The following is a 16,446-nucleotide window of genomic DNA, read 5'->3' on the forward strand; positions in this document are numbered from 1 at the left end:
CTCAGCGCACCGTGAAGCTGAAGCTGCCCGGCATGGGGTGATTGTCACCACCGACGGCGCGGTATTCCACCGTATAGACGCCTGGAGCCAGCGGCTGGGGCAACTTGGCACGCAGGGTCTTGCCGTTGTTGACGATCTCGGTCGTGAAATTCTCGATCGGCATGGTGGAGCTGCCGTGCTTCATGACCAGCTTGAGCCGCGACGCTCGCGGAATCAGCGTTTCGTTGAAGACGAGATCGATCTGGCTTGGCGAAGCCACCACCGCATCTGCGGCCGGTGTTGACTGCTGCAGCGCGGCGTGGGCGTGCGCGACCTGCAGCGAAAACTGTCCTGCTGCCAGTGCGATGACGAGCGCGAACGAGCGGATGACGTTTGACGATTTCATAGGGATGATCCTCATTGAGAATGTGATGGAAAGCCCCACTCATGGGACCGTATCGTGTTGGATTCGATGCGGTCGGATGTCGGGATGTCAGCGAAGCCAGGAGTGGTCGCTTTCGGTATTCGTGCCTTCGCGAGATGAGGATCCCGCCGGCTCAGGCGGGATCCTCGACGTATCAAGCCGCCATGGCGCTGCAGCTTTCCGCGCATCGGCGACAAACTTCGGCGCAGCGCGCCATCTCAGGGTCGTTCATGGCATCGCATGCATCGGCGCACTGGCGGCAGATCTCCGCGCAGGCACCGCACACCACGTTGTGAACGCTTGCGCCTCGCAGCATTGCATCGGCACTGGTTGCACAGATATCGGCGCACGTCGCCAGTAGTGCAATGTGTTGCGGCGCCGCGTGGGCACCTCCTTTGGTCAGGCAATGGTTGATGGTTTCCAGGCAGATCGCATGGCATTGCGTGCAGTTGTCAATGCATTCGTTCATGGCCTGGGACCGGTGGGCTGCGGAATGGTGAGTCACGTGGTTCTCCTTCTTCCTCGCGGGCGAGAATCGGCGCGCCCGCAACACCGCCCCCTTTGGCTCTGATCGATCAGTGCTGCGCGAACGGTTCCGTGGTTCCGTCGCGCCGGACCAGCTCGACTGTGTAAGGCTGCTGCTGCCCTTCGGGGACTTCCATGCCAGGAGAGCCCAGCGGCATTCCCGGCAGGACCAGGCCGCGCGCGTCCGGTCTTTCCTCGAGAAGACGCTTGATGTCCGCAGCCGGAATGTGGCCTTCGATCAGGTATCCGCCGACCTCGGCTGTGTGGCATGAGCCTTTGGTATAGGGCACGCCGAGCCGCTCCTTGACCGGGCCCATGTCGACCATGTCGTGCACATCCACCTCGAAGCCCGCATCCTTCATGTGCTCGATCCAGACACTGCAGCAGCCACAGCTCGGAGTCTTGTGGACGGCCATGCGTGGCAGGGCGACCGGGGTTGCGTCTGGCGTCGCCTGGATGACCTGCGCAGCGGGCGCGACGGCTGACTGGGCGGGAAGCGCGGGCTGGGTACAGCCGACCAGGCCGCCCATGGCAAGAGCCACCCACGTCAGGCGATTGAGTTTGCAAACTGTCATCGCGGGTCCCTGCTCAGCGTTGGGTCCGCGAGGACCAGTGGATGTGGACGATCCGCCAGCCGTCCGCGATCTGCTTCAGCACCATTGTCTCGGTGCTCTGGACGGTCAGGGGCTTCCCGTCCTTCTGAGCGTGCAGCTCGCTTTCGGTTCCCACCCATGCAAACTCGCCGGCGGCTCGTGCGCGCTGACGCAGCAGCTGGCGATGGGCACCCTTGAGGAATGCTGCATCGCTGGCGGCGTGGTGACCCATGTACTCCTCCCGGCTGCGCTCGGCACCGCCGGACTCCAGGATGAGGACGTCGGCTGCGAGCAGCGCTTCGACCGTGGTGAGATCGCCGTTGGCCAGGGAAGCGTTGAACCGTTCCGCCACAGCGACGGCGGCTTCCGCAGCGGCTGGAACGTCGACGTCCGCGGATGCCGCAGCCGCGGGGTGATGCTGTGCATGCGACTGTGTCGCCTGCGCCATTGCGGGGGATACGACGGCCAGTGCCAGCGCCAGCGCCAGCGTGAGGGTGGTTGCTACTGCGTTCATACGTGGACTCCGGGAAATCAGTGGTGGTCTGTGAGGCCGCGAGGGCGTCTACAAAATCAGGCGTGCTTCGGGTGGCGAGGTTCCAGCATCCTGGTTCTGGTCAGAACCAGATCCGGACGCCGGCCACGACCCGGGTGTCGTCGATATCCCCGGACCGAGCGCGGCGGAGGTCCGCGGTTCCACCGTAGGCACGCTCCCAGACCACGCCGACATAGGGCGCGAACTGTCGATGGAACTCGTAGCGCAAGCGGAAACCGGCTTCGACCTTGCTCAGCCCACTGCCGATTCCCACCGCCGGATCGTCCTTGCTCCAGGCCTCGCCTTCGACCAGCCACTGGCCGATCAGCCGGTTGGTGAACAGCATTTCGTATTCGGCTTCCGCACCTACCCCGAGCTGACCGGACTCGCCTAGGTAGGCCGTCGCGGAGACTTCGAATTTGTACGGCGCAAGACCGATCACACCGAGCGCGGCATAGGTGCGCGACGGCCCGCCGCCGAAGGCGAAGTCATGGCGGACACCGGCGACTGCGTCCCACCATCGGGCGATCGCTCGGCCGTACAGCACTTCCACATCCGCCGACTCGGTGGATCCACCTGCACGCTCGCCCTCGCTGCGCAGCCAGAGCCGGTTCAAGTCGGAACCCACCCAGCCTTGTGCTTCCCAGGCCATGCCGGTGCCGTCCTCGTCCGCGTCCCACGCCTCTAGCCGGTCAAGCGCCCAGTAGGAATTGATCGATTCACCATGCATCAGGTGCTCGTCGAGGTCCGGGAACGCCGCAGCCCGATCTGTCGGCGTGACAACCGGGATTGGCTCGCGCGGCTCGGCCGTCGGCGGCAGGTCCTCGCTGACACCAGGTTGATGGCCCATGGAAGCGTGATCCATGCCCGAGTGATCCATGCCGGAGTGATTCATTCCGGAGTGATCCATCCCGGAGTGATCCATCCCGGAGTGATCCATCCCGGAGTGATCCATCGTGGAGTGGTCCATCGTGGAGTGGTCCATCCCGGTGTGTTCGCTGTCGGCAGGATTCGCAGCTCCGTGCCGCATGTTCCCGTGGTTCATCGTCCCGTGATCGTCAGAACTCTTGTCCGGTGAAGTCGGTAGATGGCCGGCGTGCGGATCCGCGGGCCTTGGCGACGATGGTGACGCAGCCGGCTTGGCTGCCGGATGGTGTGCGGCGTGGTCCGTCTCCTGCGCCCACGCCGGGGCGCAACCAGTTGCAAGAACGAGTACGGACGTCAGGCCGATGGCTAGGGAGTGACGATTGGAACGGCTCATGGCGTTCATTCCTCCACCCGCACTTCGCGGAACATGCCGGCTTCCATGTGGTAAAGCAGGTGACAGTGGTAGGCCCAGCGGCCAAGGGCATCGGCGCGCACCCGGTAGCTGCGTCGGGTACCGGGCGGCATGTCGATGGTGTGCTTGCGCACCATGAAGTTGCCCGATTCGTCCTCGAGGTCACTCCACAGGCCGTGGAGGTGGATCGGGTGCGACATCATCGTGTCGTTGACCAGCACGATCCGCATGCGCTCGCCGTAGTTCAGGCGCAGCGGTTCGGCATCAGCGAACTTCACTCCGTTGAACGACCAGGCGAAACGCTCCATGTGCCCGGTCAGGTGCAGCTCGACCGTGCGACCGGGCTCACGCCCGTCCGGGTCGCTGAACGTGCTGCGCAGGTCGGAGTAGGTCAGCACGCGGCGGCCGTTGTCGCGTAAGCCGATGCCCGGGTCATCCAGCCTGGGCGCGGGCGCCATCGTCTGCATGTCGACCAGGGGGTTGCCGGTTTCGGTGGCAGGGTGTTCCTGCATGCCGCCGGCACCGTGGTCCATCCCGGCCATGCTCCCGCCGGTGCCATGATCCATGCCGGCCATGCTTCCGCCGGCCATTGCGCCTCCAGCCATCGCCGACATGTCGTGACCGCTGTGATCCATGCCGCCGGTTGCACCACCGGCCATTGCGCTGTGAGACATCGAAGACATGTCATGGCCGCCGCCACCCATTCCGCCGTGGCCCATGTCGTCCATGGTGAGAATCGGCTTGGGATCGACGTTGGGCACGGGAGCCCGCAGCCCTTGCCTGACGGCGAGCGTGCCGCTGATGTAGCCGGTACGGCCACTGTCCTGGGCAAAGATGGTGAACGCATCCTGCCCGGTCGGTTCGACAATGACGTCGAAGGTCTCGGCGGTGGCGATGCGGAATTCGTCGACCGTGACCGGATGCACGTACTGGCCATCGGCTGCGACCACGGTCATCTTCAGGCCCGGGATGCGCACGTCGAAGTAGGTCATCGCGGACCCGTTGATGAAGCGCAGGCGTACCTTCTCGCCGGACCGGAACAGTCCGGTCCAGTTGCCGAGCGAGGTCGTGCCGTTCAACAGGTAGGTGTAGGTGTTGCCGTTGACGTCCGACAGGTCGGTCGGTGTCATCCGCATCTGGCCCCACATCTTGCGATCTTCGACCGTGGCGGCCAGGCCGTGCTGTTTCACGTCGGCGAAGAAGTCGCCCACGGTCTGCTTGGAGAAGTTGTCGAAATCCGACCGCTTCTTGAGCCGGGCGAACAGACGCTGCGGATCCAGGTCGGTCCAGTCGCTGAGCATGACCACGTAATCGCGGTCATAGGCGAAGGGCTCGGGCTCGAGTGGCTCGATCACCAGCGGCCCGTAGAGGCCGGCCTGCTCCTGGAAACCGGAGTGGCTGTGGTACCAGTAGGTGCCGCCCTGTACGACGTTGAAGCGGTACTGGTAGGTCTCGCCGCGGTCGATGCCGTTGAAGCTCAGCCCGGGCACGCCGTCCATGTCGGCCGGCAGCAGGATGCCGTGCCAATGGATCGACGCCTGGTCGCCATGGATGGAGCCGGGGGGCAAGGCATTGCGGACCCGCAGGTTGACGGTGGTGCCCTCGCGCCAGCGCAGCAGGGGCGCCGGAATCGATCCGTTGACTGTGATCGCGGGGCGCGTGGCGCCGGTGAAGTTCATCGGCGTCTCGCCGATGGTCAGGTCGAACTCGGTGCCAGAAAGTACGTTGGGCACGCCTTCAGCCTTGACGGCCCAGCTGGTGCGCGGCCAGAGGCCAAGCGCCGCGGCGGCGCCTCCGGCGGCAAGTCCTTGAACAAAGAGGCGGCGCGACGGGGCAGACAGCCCTCCGGCACGGCCGAAAGAATCGGATGACATGGGAACTCCGGGAAAGGTCGAGGGCTCGCGAAGCGAGCGTGACCCTGTCGGTGCGGACAACGCGGACAGGGTCCATCGGCGCCTCAAAGGCGCTCAGCGACACTTAGCCGATCGGAGGTCGGAAGAGATTGGTCAGGGCCGCGGACGCGTGCACCGACAGAAACGGTTCGGCGATCTGCCGGTAAAGAACTTCCACGACGGGAGACGCCGACCCTGCGAAGGCCGCGAAGCAATGGTGCATGCACGCACAGCAACTGTCCGTCTCACAGCAGTCGTCCCACGGCGATACCGCTCCGGCCTCGTCAGTGGCCTGGGGGTGATGGTGTTCATTGGCCCCCGTAGCAGCCGCTGCTCCTCCATGGCAGGCCGCCATGGCCTCGGCTGCTGTCGGTGCCGAGGTGACGTCACCGGCGGAGTCGCGCACGTGCTCCATGTGCATGGACGCGCCAGCGATGCCCGGACCGTTGGCGAGCAAGGCAACGACCAGGAACAACCGCATCAGGAGCGCGCGGAAAGGCATGCGCCTTAGTATACGTGCGGATATAAACTCCGGATGAATACAGTGACAACGCACGGGGGATCGAGCCGCGGGTCTTCGTCGCCTGCCTGACCCAACGTCGCCTCCCGCTTTTCGGCTACAGGGCCATGTCTTCGTAGCTGCGGGGATCGGAGACCGGTTCCAGGTGCCCGGTCACGCGCATGGCGGGAAACTCCGCCACGATCTTCTCCACCAGGTCTTCCATGGCGTCATGCCCGCGCAGCACCGTCCAGTCGCCGGGCACCAGCATGTGCATCTCCATGAACTGGCGGGCCCCGGACTCGCGCGTGCGCACGGCGTGGAATTCGATCCGGCCCGGTTCGGCGTGCGCGTCCAGGATGGCCTGGATCCGGGCGTTGTCCTCGGGGGACAGGGTCGCGTCCATCAGGCCGGAGGCGGATTCGGACATCAGCCGGTAGCCGACAACCAGGATGTTCACGCCCACCAGGATCGCGATCACCGGATCCAGCCAGTTCCAGCCTGTCAGCCACGCCAACCCCAGGCCCACCACGACCCCGACCGAGGTGTACACGTCGGCCATCAGGTGCTTGCCGTCGGCGCGCAGGGTGATGGAGCGGTGGCGCGTGCCGACCTTGATCAGGATCCGCCCGACGATGCCGTTGAGGACGGCGGCCATGATCGAAACGGCGAGGCCGATGCCGAGCGATCCCAGCGGCCGGGGGTTGAGCAGGCGATCGATGCCCAGGTAGATGATCGAGGCCGCGGCGACGAAGATCATGATCCCTTCCAGCGCGGCGGAGAAATACTCCGCCTTGCTGTGGCCGAAGTGGTGGTCGTCGTCGGCCGGCCGGGCGGCGATGGTCAGCGAGACCAGGGCGACGATGGCGGCCACCAGGTTGACCATCGATTCGGCGGCGTCCGACAGCAGGCCCACCGAGCCGGTGATCGCCCAGGCGCTGCCCTTGAGCAGCACCGTCAGCACCGCGGTCACGATGGCCAGCCAGGCGTATTTCCTCAGGTCCGGCGTGGCTTCGGCCGGTCTGTCGCGGGGTTTCATGGCGACCATTGTCTGCTGTGCGCGCGGGTCCGGCCAGCCGAAGCCTGTCGCCTCACGATCACCAGGGTCGCCCGGAATCTCCACGTGGCCCGTACGTACACGTTGTCATTGCGGCGCGCGCCGGGCGATTTCCTCGCGCGGCGGAGGATGCCCCCGTTGGTCATGGTCTACCACACCCCACCGCATCCCGAGCAGTTCGTCGCTGACCTGAAATCGCTCAGCAACAGCTAGCCGTTGGGGCGCCGAGTAAACGATACCGGCGCCGTGATCGTAGGCCGCTTTGGCCGGAAGCGAACATCGATAGGGCAGGGGGTTAGGGATGTTTATCAGGGGTAGGGAAGGGTCGTTTTCGACCCAGAGTTGACATTCCGAGTTTCTGAGAACTTGGCCGCCGTCCATTTCGTTCGCAACTTCTGAAACCGGTCAATCCGTTGCCGGGACATTCTGAGATTGCCCGCGCGTGAGCCCGTCTTACCCTAAGGAGTGGAGGGTTAAGACCCCTTTCCGACCCACGGTTCTCCCGCGAGACCCCGTGACAAGCGTAGACGCGTGGTGAAGCGGCGGTGCGCCCGCGCCCACCGTATCCAGGCCGTGCACGCCTGCCATGCCGGCCCCTGCCGGCGCTCGTCGCGAACTCCCCGCTGCTCCATTTGCCAGCGCCGCGGCCGCTCGCCGGCGCGTTGCCCGTTGGGATTGTCACAAGCCCACGCCCGCAGCGGGGGACGCCAGCCCTTGGTCAGTGCGCTGCAGGCGCGGGACGCATGCACCCGACCGATGGCCTGCAGCCATGGCAGGCAGGCGCCGGTGCACGTGCCCGGTTCGTGTCGTGGATGTGCAGGACGTCGCCGCGCGGCGACTGGTTTGGGCAGTTCCCCATCAACAGCCTATAGAGGACACCACCCATGTTGCCTAACGTCAGGGTCGCAGTCTTGGCCGGAGGTTTGCTGCTGCTCGGCAATACAGCCGCGCACGAGATCAATCCGTTGCACGAAAAATACACGCAGAACTCCAACACTCCCTTTGGCCGCGCCTTCGATGCCGTGCACGAGGAGATCACGCAACTCGCTCGGGCTTGCCAACTCGCCCACCCAGGCCCCGTGCAGGCACCGCTGGTTTGCACCGATCGCAACACCCGGGACCAGGAGGCCCGCGGCAACAAATACGACTCGCTGGTGCGGGGCGTGTGGTGGAACGACGATCCCAACCAGTTGCTGTTCGCCGTACGGCAGGGGAAGTTCTGGGCGTGGATGCGCGATGCCCGCAGGATCGCGACGACCAACCATAACTGGAAGGGCAAGCCGGCCGCGATCGATGGCACCTATTACATGGCCTATCGCAGTCACTACGGCGACCTGCAGTTCCTGCACGCGATGGCCTCGCGCAACGGTGAGCCGGCACGCGACACGCAGCAAAGCATCCTGCTGTGGGCCGAGTTTGCCTACGCCGTGGCCACGGGGCGCGTGGATCTGGAAACTAAGATGGATCGCGTGCCGCCCTCGGACTTGCAGCCGTATTTCCGGAACCAAGGCGGCTGGACGGTCAACTATCTGTTCGCCCCGAGATACCGCCTCAAGTCCGCCAGCCACATCCGATCGATGGCGGCCGGATCGTTGCTGCACATGGTGCAGGATTCGTACTCGGCCGCGCACGCGGATCGTGCGTTCGAGGCGAGCGACCGATGCCCGACCGGATCGGTGCTGGAGTTCCATTCCTATACCCACCAACGTCCCGACCTGCATCAGGCCGTCGATCGCCGCACTGCCTGGCAGGCGCGTACGTTCACCACAGCGCAGGATCCGGTCAACGTCAGCGCTACCCTGCTGGCCTACATCGCACAGCGCGCTGACTGGAATGTTGTGCGCGACTACCTGCAGGGCACGGTGTTCTGTATCGACGAGGGCGCGCGTGAGGCGGGGCCGGGCGGATTCGTCGTGGCGACGACGGGAGGCCGGTCATGATCCGCCATGCTTTAGTCGTGATAGCGATGCTGTGCCTGACCGGGTGCATCAACCTCTACAAGCGCGTCGACAGCGGGCCCGACGGCGAGCCAATGGCATTCAACGGCATTCGGGATCATCTTGCCACCGGGCCACTGCATGTCATGCAAATACACGGCATGGGTGACCACTCGGGCCCAAACGACTGCGGCAAAAGCTCGCAGAACATCAAGCTGCAACTCGCCATCGCGGATCGCTTGGGCTATCGCCACGACATGGGCTACGGCGCATCGGATCCCGGGAACGTCACCATCGGCGGTACGGTTGCCGGCACCTATTCGGTGCGCAGGTACTCCGATCCGAAGGGGGAGGGAAACGACCTGTACTTCTCCTGCGTGACCTGGGGCGAAACCGGCCGGATCATCAAGCAGGGCATGTTGGAACTCAACGATAAGTTTCTGGAGGAGAACGAGAACGAGCGGCACCGCGCGCCGATCAACCGGGCAGCCAAGCGTTTCGTCAATCGCAGCTTCTCCGATCCCTTGATCTACCAAGGCCCGATGGGTGCCTACATTCGGCGCGTGGTTTGGGACGGCATAGAGGGCTCGATCCGCTTGCATGTCCATCAGCAGGCTGACGCATCGCTCGCCAGCATGGAAGTCCAGACATTGCAGGCAAAAGCGCTCGCCTTCATGGGGGAAGTGCAGGTGGCGATCATCAGCGACAGCCTTGGCAGCCGGATCGTGTTCGATGTGGTGTGTTCCGTTGGGGGCGGTGACTGCCAAGGGGGGCCGCATCTTGAAATGCTGCCCCCGCAACGGGCCTCGCGAAACCAGGCTGATGCCACGGCCGGGATCGACGCCATGCTTGCCGGACGCCTCGCCGGGTCGGTGCGTAGCGTCTACATGCTCGCAAACCAGTTGCCCTTGCTGGAGCTTGCGTACCTAGAGCCGCCGGCGGAGGGGACATCATTGGAGCACCTGATCGGCACGACCGACCGGTGCTACCGGCCGCTGCTGGGACCGTATCCAGAGGCCGCGCGCATTGGGGCGGCTGGCCGAACTGAAGAAAAAATCCAAATGGTGGCATTCACCGACGCCAATGATGCGTTGAGCTATCACCTCAGTGATGCCTACAAGAGTCGCTGTTCCTCGGCCTACGTCATGAGCAACGGGGCAGCCGATGATGTGGCGACGGAGGGTGCGCGCTTGGAAAGAAAGGTTGAGTTGTCCGTCGAATTCATCAATGTCACCTTCCCTAATGCCATCCCGCGGTGGCTATTCGTCTACAGCTCACTGGGCAAGGCCCACTCGGGCGGATTCAAGGGCAATCGACGTGCGGTGGGCTATCTCGTCGACGGCAGTCATCGATGAGGGCTTGGCCAGTCGATGGCTAGCAGGTAGGAGCGATCGCCATATGAATCGGAGTTGGAGCAGATCGCTTAAGGCTGGGATTCTTGTCGGTTGGAAAGAGACGGGTCAGTTCGTAAGCTGGTAAGCTCCCCCTGATCCCGGACACCCGACAAGTAGAACTTTCTGGCATCTTTTCAGCCAGGAGGTTCCATGAAGAAGTCGAAGTTCAGCGAGGCGCAGATCGTCTCGATCCTCAAGCAGGGTGATGCCGGGATTCCGGTGAAAGATCTCTGCCGGCAGGCGGGGATCAGCACGGCGACGTACTACCAGTGGAAGTCGAAGTTCGGCGGGATGGAGGCGTCGGACCTGAGAAGGGTCAAGGACCTGGAAGCGGAGAACGCCAAGCTCAAGCGGATGTATGCGGAGCTGGCGCTGGACAACGCGGCGATGAAGGACCTGATCGCAAGAAAACTGTAGGGCCGGTGCAGAAGCGCGAGGCGGTGCGGTTCCTCGTCGAGGTTCATGCCCGCCCCCTGCGCCGGTCTTGCGATTGCGTGGGGTTGTCCCGCTCGGCCTGGTATGCGCCGCCGCTGGACTGGACGGTGCGCGACGCCGAGCTCATCGCGGCGCTGGCCCGCCTGGTCGAGGCGGCGCCCAGCCGGGGCTTCGACAAGTGCTGCCAGGCGCTGGAGAAGACCCATCCGCAGTGGAACCACAAGCGCATCTATCGGGTGTACTGCCAGATGAAGCTCAATCTGCGGCGTGCGGCCAAGCAACGGCTCCCCAAGCGCGAGCGGGTGCCCCTGTACGTGCCCGAACACCCAGACGTGGTGTGGTCGGCCGACTTCATGCTCGATGCACTGGCCTGTGGCCGGCCGTTCCGCACCTTCAACCTCATCGACGACTTCAACCGCGAGGGCGTGCACATCGAGATCGATACCAGCATCACTTCGGCCCGGTTGGTCCGCATCTTCGAGCGCATCGCCCAAGAGCGCCCGTTACCGCAGGTGTTACGAACGGACAATGGCCCGGAGTTCTTGGGCGAGGCGTTCGTGCAGTTGGCTAAAGGACACGGCATGGCCATCCAGTACACCCAGCCGGGCAAGCCCAACCAGAACGCCTACATCGAACGCTTCAACCGCACCTATCGCGAGGAAGTGCTGGACCGGTACCTGTTCGCCCGCCTCGACGACGTACGCGAAGCGACCTGGCGGTTCCTGATCGACTACAACGAGCAACGCCCCCATACGTCCCTCGGCGGCATGACGCCGGCCGAGTACAGGTCCCATAACGCCAGAAAGTCTACTTTCGCTGTGTCCGCTTGACGGGGGAGCTTACGGTTGGAGCGAATCGCGATGGCGGACTTCCCGGAGCTGTCGTCGCCGGATCAGTTCCAGGCCCGGGGCGAAGGCGCCGGCAGGTGATCGCGGGGACGGAAAGGCGTGGCGTGGCCCGCGATTCTTGTGCGGCTATCCGAGCGACGGGCAACTCGGGGGCATGCGCGACTCCGATGCCTGCGCATGCAGGACACCGGAACCCATCGTGGTCGGCGTCAGGAGGCCACACCCATGCCCGCGTAGTAGCGCTTGAATGACTCGATGGTCATGGCGAACACGCCGCGGGTGTTCAACGGCGTAGTCCTGGTCCAGTTGATCTCGTGGCTGTCCCAGTCGCCGGCCAGGGTATCGACCACGCCTTCGTGGACGCCCCAGGGGTTGCGTAGCACGATGTAGCGCTCCAGCCTCGATGGCTGGCCCCGTACCCATACCGGCAACCGGCGCGTGATCCACCCCAGGACCGAGTAACAATGCCAGCCCACGATGCCGGTGGTGCTGTCGTAGGCGATTGTATCCGGCGCATCCTCGGCATTGCCGTAAGTCCAAGCCGTGATCGGGCTGATGGCGCGACCGCTGTGGATGCCGGTGAGGGGCATGAACGGTCCGTTGGAACTCGGCGTGGCGATGCAGTTCTTGCGCAGTTCCGTCCAAAGATCGTCGGCGCTGGTTCCACTGGTACTCCAGCCGCGGGGCGTGGTGCCGGGGACGAGTGCTGCGCTGGCATGGTAGCAACTGCCTCCGTGGAGCACGCGGATGTCCGGCCTGTCGGTGAGATTCCCCGAGCGGAACTTGGCAAAAGCCTTCTCATAGACGCAGGGCCAGATCTCTCCGGGCTCCGCCGACCGCGCGAACAACGGCCAGGCACTGCCGTTGAAGACCGGCACCTTCTCCGTGACCTCGAACCGCTTTTTGGTCGTGGGCGTGTCGGCGAACTCGATCATGTTGACGAAATCGTCTGGGCCGGCGCCGGTCGTGCGATTGCGTTGCACGATTGCATAGGGACGCGACAATGACACCGAGGCCATCGCCGCGATCAGCCAGCAGTCGCCCACGCCGCCTTGGATCGGATCGCCGAACTCGGTGCCTTCCTCGAAGAAATCCCCGGGGTCGGTCCAAGTGGCGCCGGGGTATTCGGTCCCGACCAACTGCGGAAGCACGCTCGGAACGATCATGTCGATCAGGCGTTGCCTCAGCTCCGGTCGGATGCGCGCGTACAGTTCGGCCTTCAGCGGACGCAGCTGTAGTTGCGCAGGTGCGGCCCTGGCTGTCCGCTTGCCAATGGTCTTGGCCTTCGGCACGGTCTTCTTCGCTCGTTTGGATGGCTTGCGTGCGTCGCCCAGGATCGAGTCCTGCAGCGCGAACACCGGTGAGCCCTTGCCGCCATCGAACAGGCGGTCGGCGGGGGTCTCCAGGGTTCTTTCCAGAAGCTCGAGGGGACGTTCGATCCGGTTCCAGTCGATCCGCTTGCCGATCAGGGTTTCGGCGAGCGCGTAGGGGTTGATGGCTCCACCCAAGGGGGGGCTGTCCATAGGAAATCCATTTGGCTAGTTGAGGGGACGAGACGCCTTGGTCTCGTTCCGATCAACGTCCTGGTCGAAGCCGCAGGGCCAACCGCTCGTCGGCAGACGGCACATCGCGGTGCAGGCATGCGCACGCTCGCTCGCGGTAGGTGGAAATCAGCCCCGCGGCGTAATGCAATGTCGCGGATCTAGCACGAGGCCTAGATCCAGAAGGAGCGGCAGAAGAAGGCGACCCGCAAGAAGAAGGTCAATGGTAGCCAAAAGCGGAATGGGCCCATGACACGCGAGGAAATCGCCAAGCTGCCTCCGGTCGTCCCGCCACGTCCCCCGCCGCGCAATGCCAGGGAGCGTTTGGAGCGCGCCTTGGGACCGGATGAAGGCGAGCGCAGGCGTCGCGGGGGGCAGCCCTGTTGTCCAGGGTGGTAGCCCCGGGCTAGGGCGGCGGCGCTAGGTTCTGACCGCGGGTCCCATGGCAAGATGGCACAAGGACAAGGGGAGCGAGGGACTGGGGTAGCGAATGATCGAGGGAATACTGGCTTGGCAAGCCATCATTTTCGTGTCGATTGCTCTGGGCGGGCGCAAGCGAGGCTGGATCGTCGGGTTCTGGGTGGTCTGGACCCTCCTGCAGGTGTTCGCTCTGTGGCTATCCGTTATCCAGTTCGGCACGATATGGCTTGCTTGGTCGATATTTGGCAGCAAGACTTCCAGCGCCGTTGAAGCCCCTCCACCCAAACTTGATCCCGCGGTCGAGGCTGAGCGGCTGGCCAAGCAGAAGCGTGAGGACGATGAGTTCAAAGAGGCGCACCGGCTATGGGTTAGCCACTTGTCTGGGGCGCTGCGCGCTGGGCGATGGATCCCGAACGGTAGTGCTGGGAGATTGCTGGCCAAGTACCCAGCACCTAAGCACGCCCGCAAGACCTGGAAGCAGTCGGTCGGCGAGTCGACACCCGAAGAGACCTTGCGTCTTCAGTTCGACAAGTTGAATGCCCAACACTTGGCACGCCAGAAGATTGCACGCAAGGACTTCTTCGCAGCCGTGGAGAAGAACCCACTCACGGACGAGCAGATCCACGCCTGCGTATGCATGGATGACGCGGTCATGGTCGTGGCTGCCGCAGGTTCGGGCAAGACGTCCACGATGGTGGCCAAGACCGGGTATGCCTTACATGAAGGCCTGGCCACATCCGAGCAGATCCTGCTGCTCGCGTTCAACCGGGCCACGGCCGACGAAGTGGGGCAGCGCATTGCCGAGCAGTTGAAGGGCGTACCGCAGGTCGAGAAGGTCAGGTCCAACACCTTCCACGCCTTCGGCATTGATGTCATCGCCAAGGCTACTGGCAAGAAGCCGTCGCTGGCCCCGTGGGTAGACCCCAGCAATCCCGGCGCCGACGTGCGGGAGGTGGGCGACATCATTCGGATGCTGTCCGAGCAGGACAAGACATTCAAGCGCGACTGGGACCTGTTCCGGACGGTGTACGCCCGAGATGTAGGCAAGTGGGGCCAGCCCGACGAGCCGGAAGCCTATGCCAACGGCGTGCGAGGCTTTCGAACGGCCCGGGGGGAGGTGGTCAAGAGCAAGGAAGAACGCACGATCGCCGACTGGCTTTTCTACAACGGCGTGAACTATGAGTACGAGCGCCCCTACGAACACGAGACGGCTGACCACCAACACAGGCAGTACTTCCCCGACTTCTACTACCCCGATGCCAAGCTCTACCACGAGCATTTCGCGCTGAACGACAAGGGGCAGGCGCCCAAGCATTTTCAGGACTACCTGTCAGGCGTGAGGTGGAAGCGTGAGCTTCACGCCAGGATGGGGACAGCACTGTTTGAGACCACATCGCATGGTCTGTTGACAGGCGACGCTATCCCGGCCCTGGAACACGCACTTATTGAGCGGGGCGTGCAGCCTGTCTTTGATCCGAGCAAGGAAGTCACAGGCCTGCCGCGTGTCCATGAGCAGGACCTGGCTCGATCGTTCCGGGTATTCCAGCAGCACGTGAAGAACAATGGCCTGACCCACCAGGATCTGCTGGCAGCGCTCAAAGCCCAGTCCAAGGACGGCTTTGGTGCACGCCTGCGGATGTATCTGTCCATCTACGAGCGGATTGCGGCCGAATGGGAGAAGCGCCTGCAGCGGGGAAACTTCATCGATTTCGAGGATATGCTGATCCTGGCCGCAGAGCACGTGGAGTCCGGGGCCTACAAGAGCCCGTATACCCTGATCTTGGCTGATGAGTTCCAGGACAGCTCGCGCGCCCGTATCCGGCTGTTGAGAGCCTTATCCAATCAATCCGATCCGCCCGCGCACCTGTGCGTGGTGGGTGACGACTGGCAGGGTATCAACCGCTTCGCAGGCTCGGACATCACGGTGATGACCGAGTTCGAGAAGACGTTCGACAACGCCACGCGCCTGTCGCTTAGCACCACGTTCCGGTGCCCGCAAGACTTGTGCAACGTATCCAGCCAGTTCGTCCAGGCCAACCCCGCGCAGATCAAAAAGAAGGTCAAGACCACCAACCCGCTGACCAAGACCCCCATTCTGGCCTATGGTTTCGCAGACCAGGACAGCATTGCCGGCTACGTCGAAAAGCAACTGGTCCACATGCACCAGCTGGCAGTTGAAGGAAAGGTGACGCCGGCCAACGGGTCACATATCACGGTCATGCTCCTGGGGCGCTACCGCGATGACAAGCCCACGGCGCTGGAGTCCTGGCAACGTAGGTTCGGTGACAAGTTGAAGATCGAGTTCCGCACCGCCCACGGCTCCAAGGGGTTAGAGGCCGAGTACGTTTTCGTCCTCAATGTCGTAGAAGGTACGCGCGGCTTCCCCAGCCAGATCCAGGACGACCCCGCGCTGCAGCTGGCCATGCCGGCGCCGGACCCGTTCCCGTTTGCCGAGGAACGCCGCCTGTTCTACGTGGCCATGACCCGCGCCCGCAAGCAAGTTCGGCTCTATACAACACTGGGCCAGCCCTCGCGGTTCCTGGTGGAGCTTGCCAAGAAGGAACACATCAGGATCGAGCCGATCGACGGCGAGGCCCTGGAACCATGCCCGGAATGCGGTCGCGGGGTCTTGCAGCTGCGGTCAGGCCCTTTTGGCGACTTCCACGGATGTAGTCGCTTTCCCGCGTGTACCTTCAAGCGGAAGGTGGACCAAGGCACGGCCACCCCCGCCCAGCCCAGAACACGAGCCCAGCGGCTGCCGGCCAGTACCAAGGCGGGTGATCAATGCCCGGTATGTAGAGGAGGCGTCATTCAGTCGAGGAATGGGCGGAATGGGCCATTCTTGGGCTGTTCCCGCTTCCGGGAAGGCTGTCGGGCAACGGGAAATACAGGTCAGGGATAGGAGGCAGGAATGGCCACTTCCGACCCGAAGCGGCCATTCGCACCCGTTCCCTTGGTAGGGGCCTACTAACGCGCCATCAATGAAAACTGTCCCTGACACCTCTGGTGGGGCTCTTGCAGCATTCTTTTGGTATTCGGGCAAGCCAACACTTGACCGTTTTCGCCGATTCCTTGGGGTCAATGCTCTGCT

General features: G+C 63.8%; 13 protein-coding genes. 4 read left to right on the forward strand and 9 right to left on the reverse strand.

Translation table 11 applies throughout. The features are described from left to right. Position 1 precedes the first annotated feature (1 nt). From copC to FQY83_RS03285, 8 genes are all read right to left on the reverse strand, one after another. The gene (copC, locus tag FQY83_RS03250) at positions 2 to 385 is read right to left on the reverse strand and encodes a copper homeostasis periplasmic binding protein CopC (protein ID WP_146384950.1); all 384 of its coding nucleotides are present in this window, start codon (positions 383 to 385) and stop codon (positions 2 to 4) included. Between the two features lie 172 nt (positions 386 to 557). After that, positions 558 to 908 carry a four-helix bundle copper-binding protein gene (locus tag FQY83_RS03255; RefSeq protein ID WP_146384952.1) on the reverse strand — a complete coding sequence of 117 codons (351 nt, stop codon included), beginning with the start codon at positions 906 to 908 and terminating at the stop codon, positions 558 to 560. Positions 909 to 978: 70 nt separating this feature from the next. After that, positions 979 to 1,458: a DUF411 domain-containing protein gene (locus tag FQY83_RS03260; RefSeq protein ID WP_425478551.1), complete on the reverse strand. Its 480-nt coding sequence runs from the start codon at positions 1,456 to 1,458 to the stop codon at positions 979 to 981. Between the two features lie 58 nt (positions 1,459 to 1,516). Further along, complete coding sequence (locus FQY83_RS03265) at positions 1,517 to 2,035, reverse strand: nuclear transport factor 2 family protein (RefSeq protein WP_146384955.1); 519 nt, start codon at positions 2,033 to 2,035, stop codon at positions 1,517 to 1,519. 100 nt (positions 2,036 to 2,135) lie between these two features. Then, positions 2,136 to 3,023 (reverse strand): copper resistance protein B, encoded by an 888-nt coding sequence (locus FQY83_RS03270; protein WP_238333386.1) that lies wholly within the window; start codon positions 3,021 to 3,023, stop codon positions 2,136 to 2,138. Between the two features lie 296 nt (positions 3,024 to 3,319). Then, positions 3,320 to 5,206: a copper resistance system multicopper oxidase gene (locus tag FQY83_RS03275; RefSeq protein ID WP_146384959.1), complete on the reverse strand. Its 1,887-nt coding sequence runs from the start codon at positions 5,204 to 5,206 to the stop codon at positions 3,320 to 3,322. Between the two features lie 103 nt (positions 5,207 to 5,309). Next, the gene (locus FQY83_RS03280; protein WP_146384961.1) at positions 5,310 to 5,726 is read right to left on the reverse strand and encodes a CopL family metal-binding regulatory protein; all 417 of its coding nucleotides are present in this window, start codon (positions 5,724 to 5,726) and stop codon (positions 5,310 to 5,312) included. Positions 5,727 to 5,841: 115 nt separating this feature from the next. Next, positions 5,842 to 6,762, reverse strand: coding sequence for a cation diffusion facilitator family transporter (locus FQY83_RS03285; RefSeq protein WP_028917111.1), 921 nt, complete (start codon positions 6,760 to 6,762; stop codon positions 5,842 to 5,844). Between the two features lie 902 nt (positions 6,763 to 7,664). On the opposite strand from FQY83_RS03285, the gene FQY83_RS03290 reads away from it, so the two are divergent. The 3 genes from FQY83_RS03290 to FQY83_RS03300 all read left to right on the forward strand — a co-directional run bounded on the left by FQY83_RS03290 (position 7,665) and on the right by FQY83_RS03300 (position 11,376). Beyond that, positions 7,665 to 8,720 carry a hypothetical protein gene (locus tag FQY83_RS03290; RefSeq protein WP_146384963.1) on the forward strand — a complete coding sequence of 352 codons (1,056 nt, stop codon included), beginning with the start codon at positions 7,665 to 7,667 and terminating at the stop codon, positions 8,718 to 8,720. Further along, complete coding sequence (locus tag FQY83_RS03295) at positions 8,717 to 10,072, forward strand: hypothetical protein (RefSeq protein WP_146384965.1); 1,356 nt, start codon at positions 8,717 to 8,719, stop codon at positions 10,070 to 10,072. The genes FQY83_RS03290 and FQY83_RS03295 overlap by 4 nt, the downstream gene beginning before the upstream one ends. A 189-nt stretch (positions 10,073 to 10,261) precedes the next feature. Beyond that, positions 10,262 to 11,376 (forward strand): IS3 family transposase gene (locus FQY83_RS03300; RefSeq protein WP_192906658.1). Its coding sequence is split into 2 segments (ribosomal slippage): positions 10,262 to 10,514 and positions 10,514 to 11,376, totalling 1,116 coding nucleotides; the frame shifts between segments, so codons are not numbered across the junction. A 227-nt stretch (positions 11,377 to 11,603) separates the two neighbouring features. Here FQY83_RS03300 and FQY83_RS03305 read toward each other — a convergent pair. Then, the gene (locus FQY83_RS03305; protein WP_146384967.1) at positions 11,604 to 12,917 is read right to left on the reverse strand and encodes a C2 family cysteine protease; all 1,314 of its coding nucleotides are present in this window, start codon (positions 12,915 to 12,917) and stop codon (positions 11,604 to 11,606) included. Between the two features lie 508 nt (positions 12,918 to 13,425). Between FQY83_RS03305 and FQY83_RS03310 the strand changes: the two genes are divergently transcribed. Then, positions 13,426 to 16,257 carry a UvrD-helicase domain-containing protein gene (locus tag FQY83_RS03310; protein ID WP_146384969.1) on the forward strand — a complete coding sequence of 944 codons (2,832 nt, stop codon included), beginning with the start codon at positions 13,426 to 13,428 and terminating at the stop codon, positions 16,255 to 16,257. Positions 16,258 to 16,446: the final 189 nt, after the last annotated feature.

This window comes from Luteimonas marina (assembly GCF_007859325.1).
GTDB lineage: Bacteria > Pseudomonadota > Gammaproteobacteria > Xanthomonadales > Xanthomonadaceae > Luteimonas > Luteimonas marina.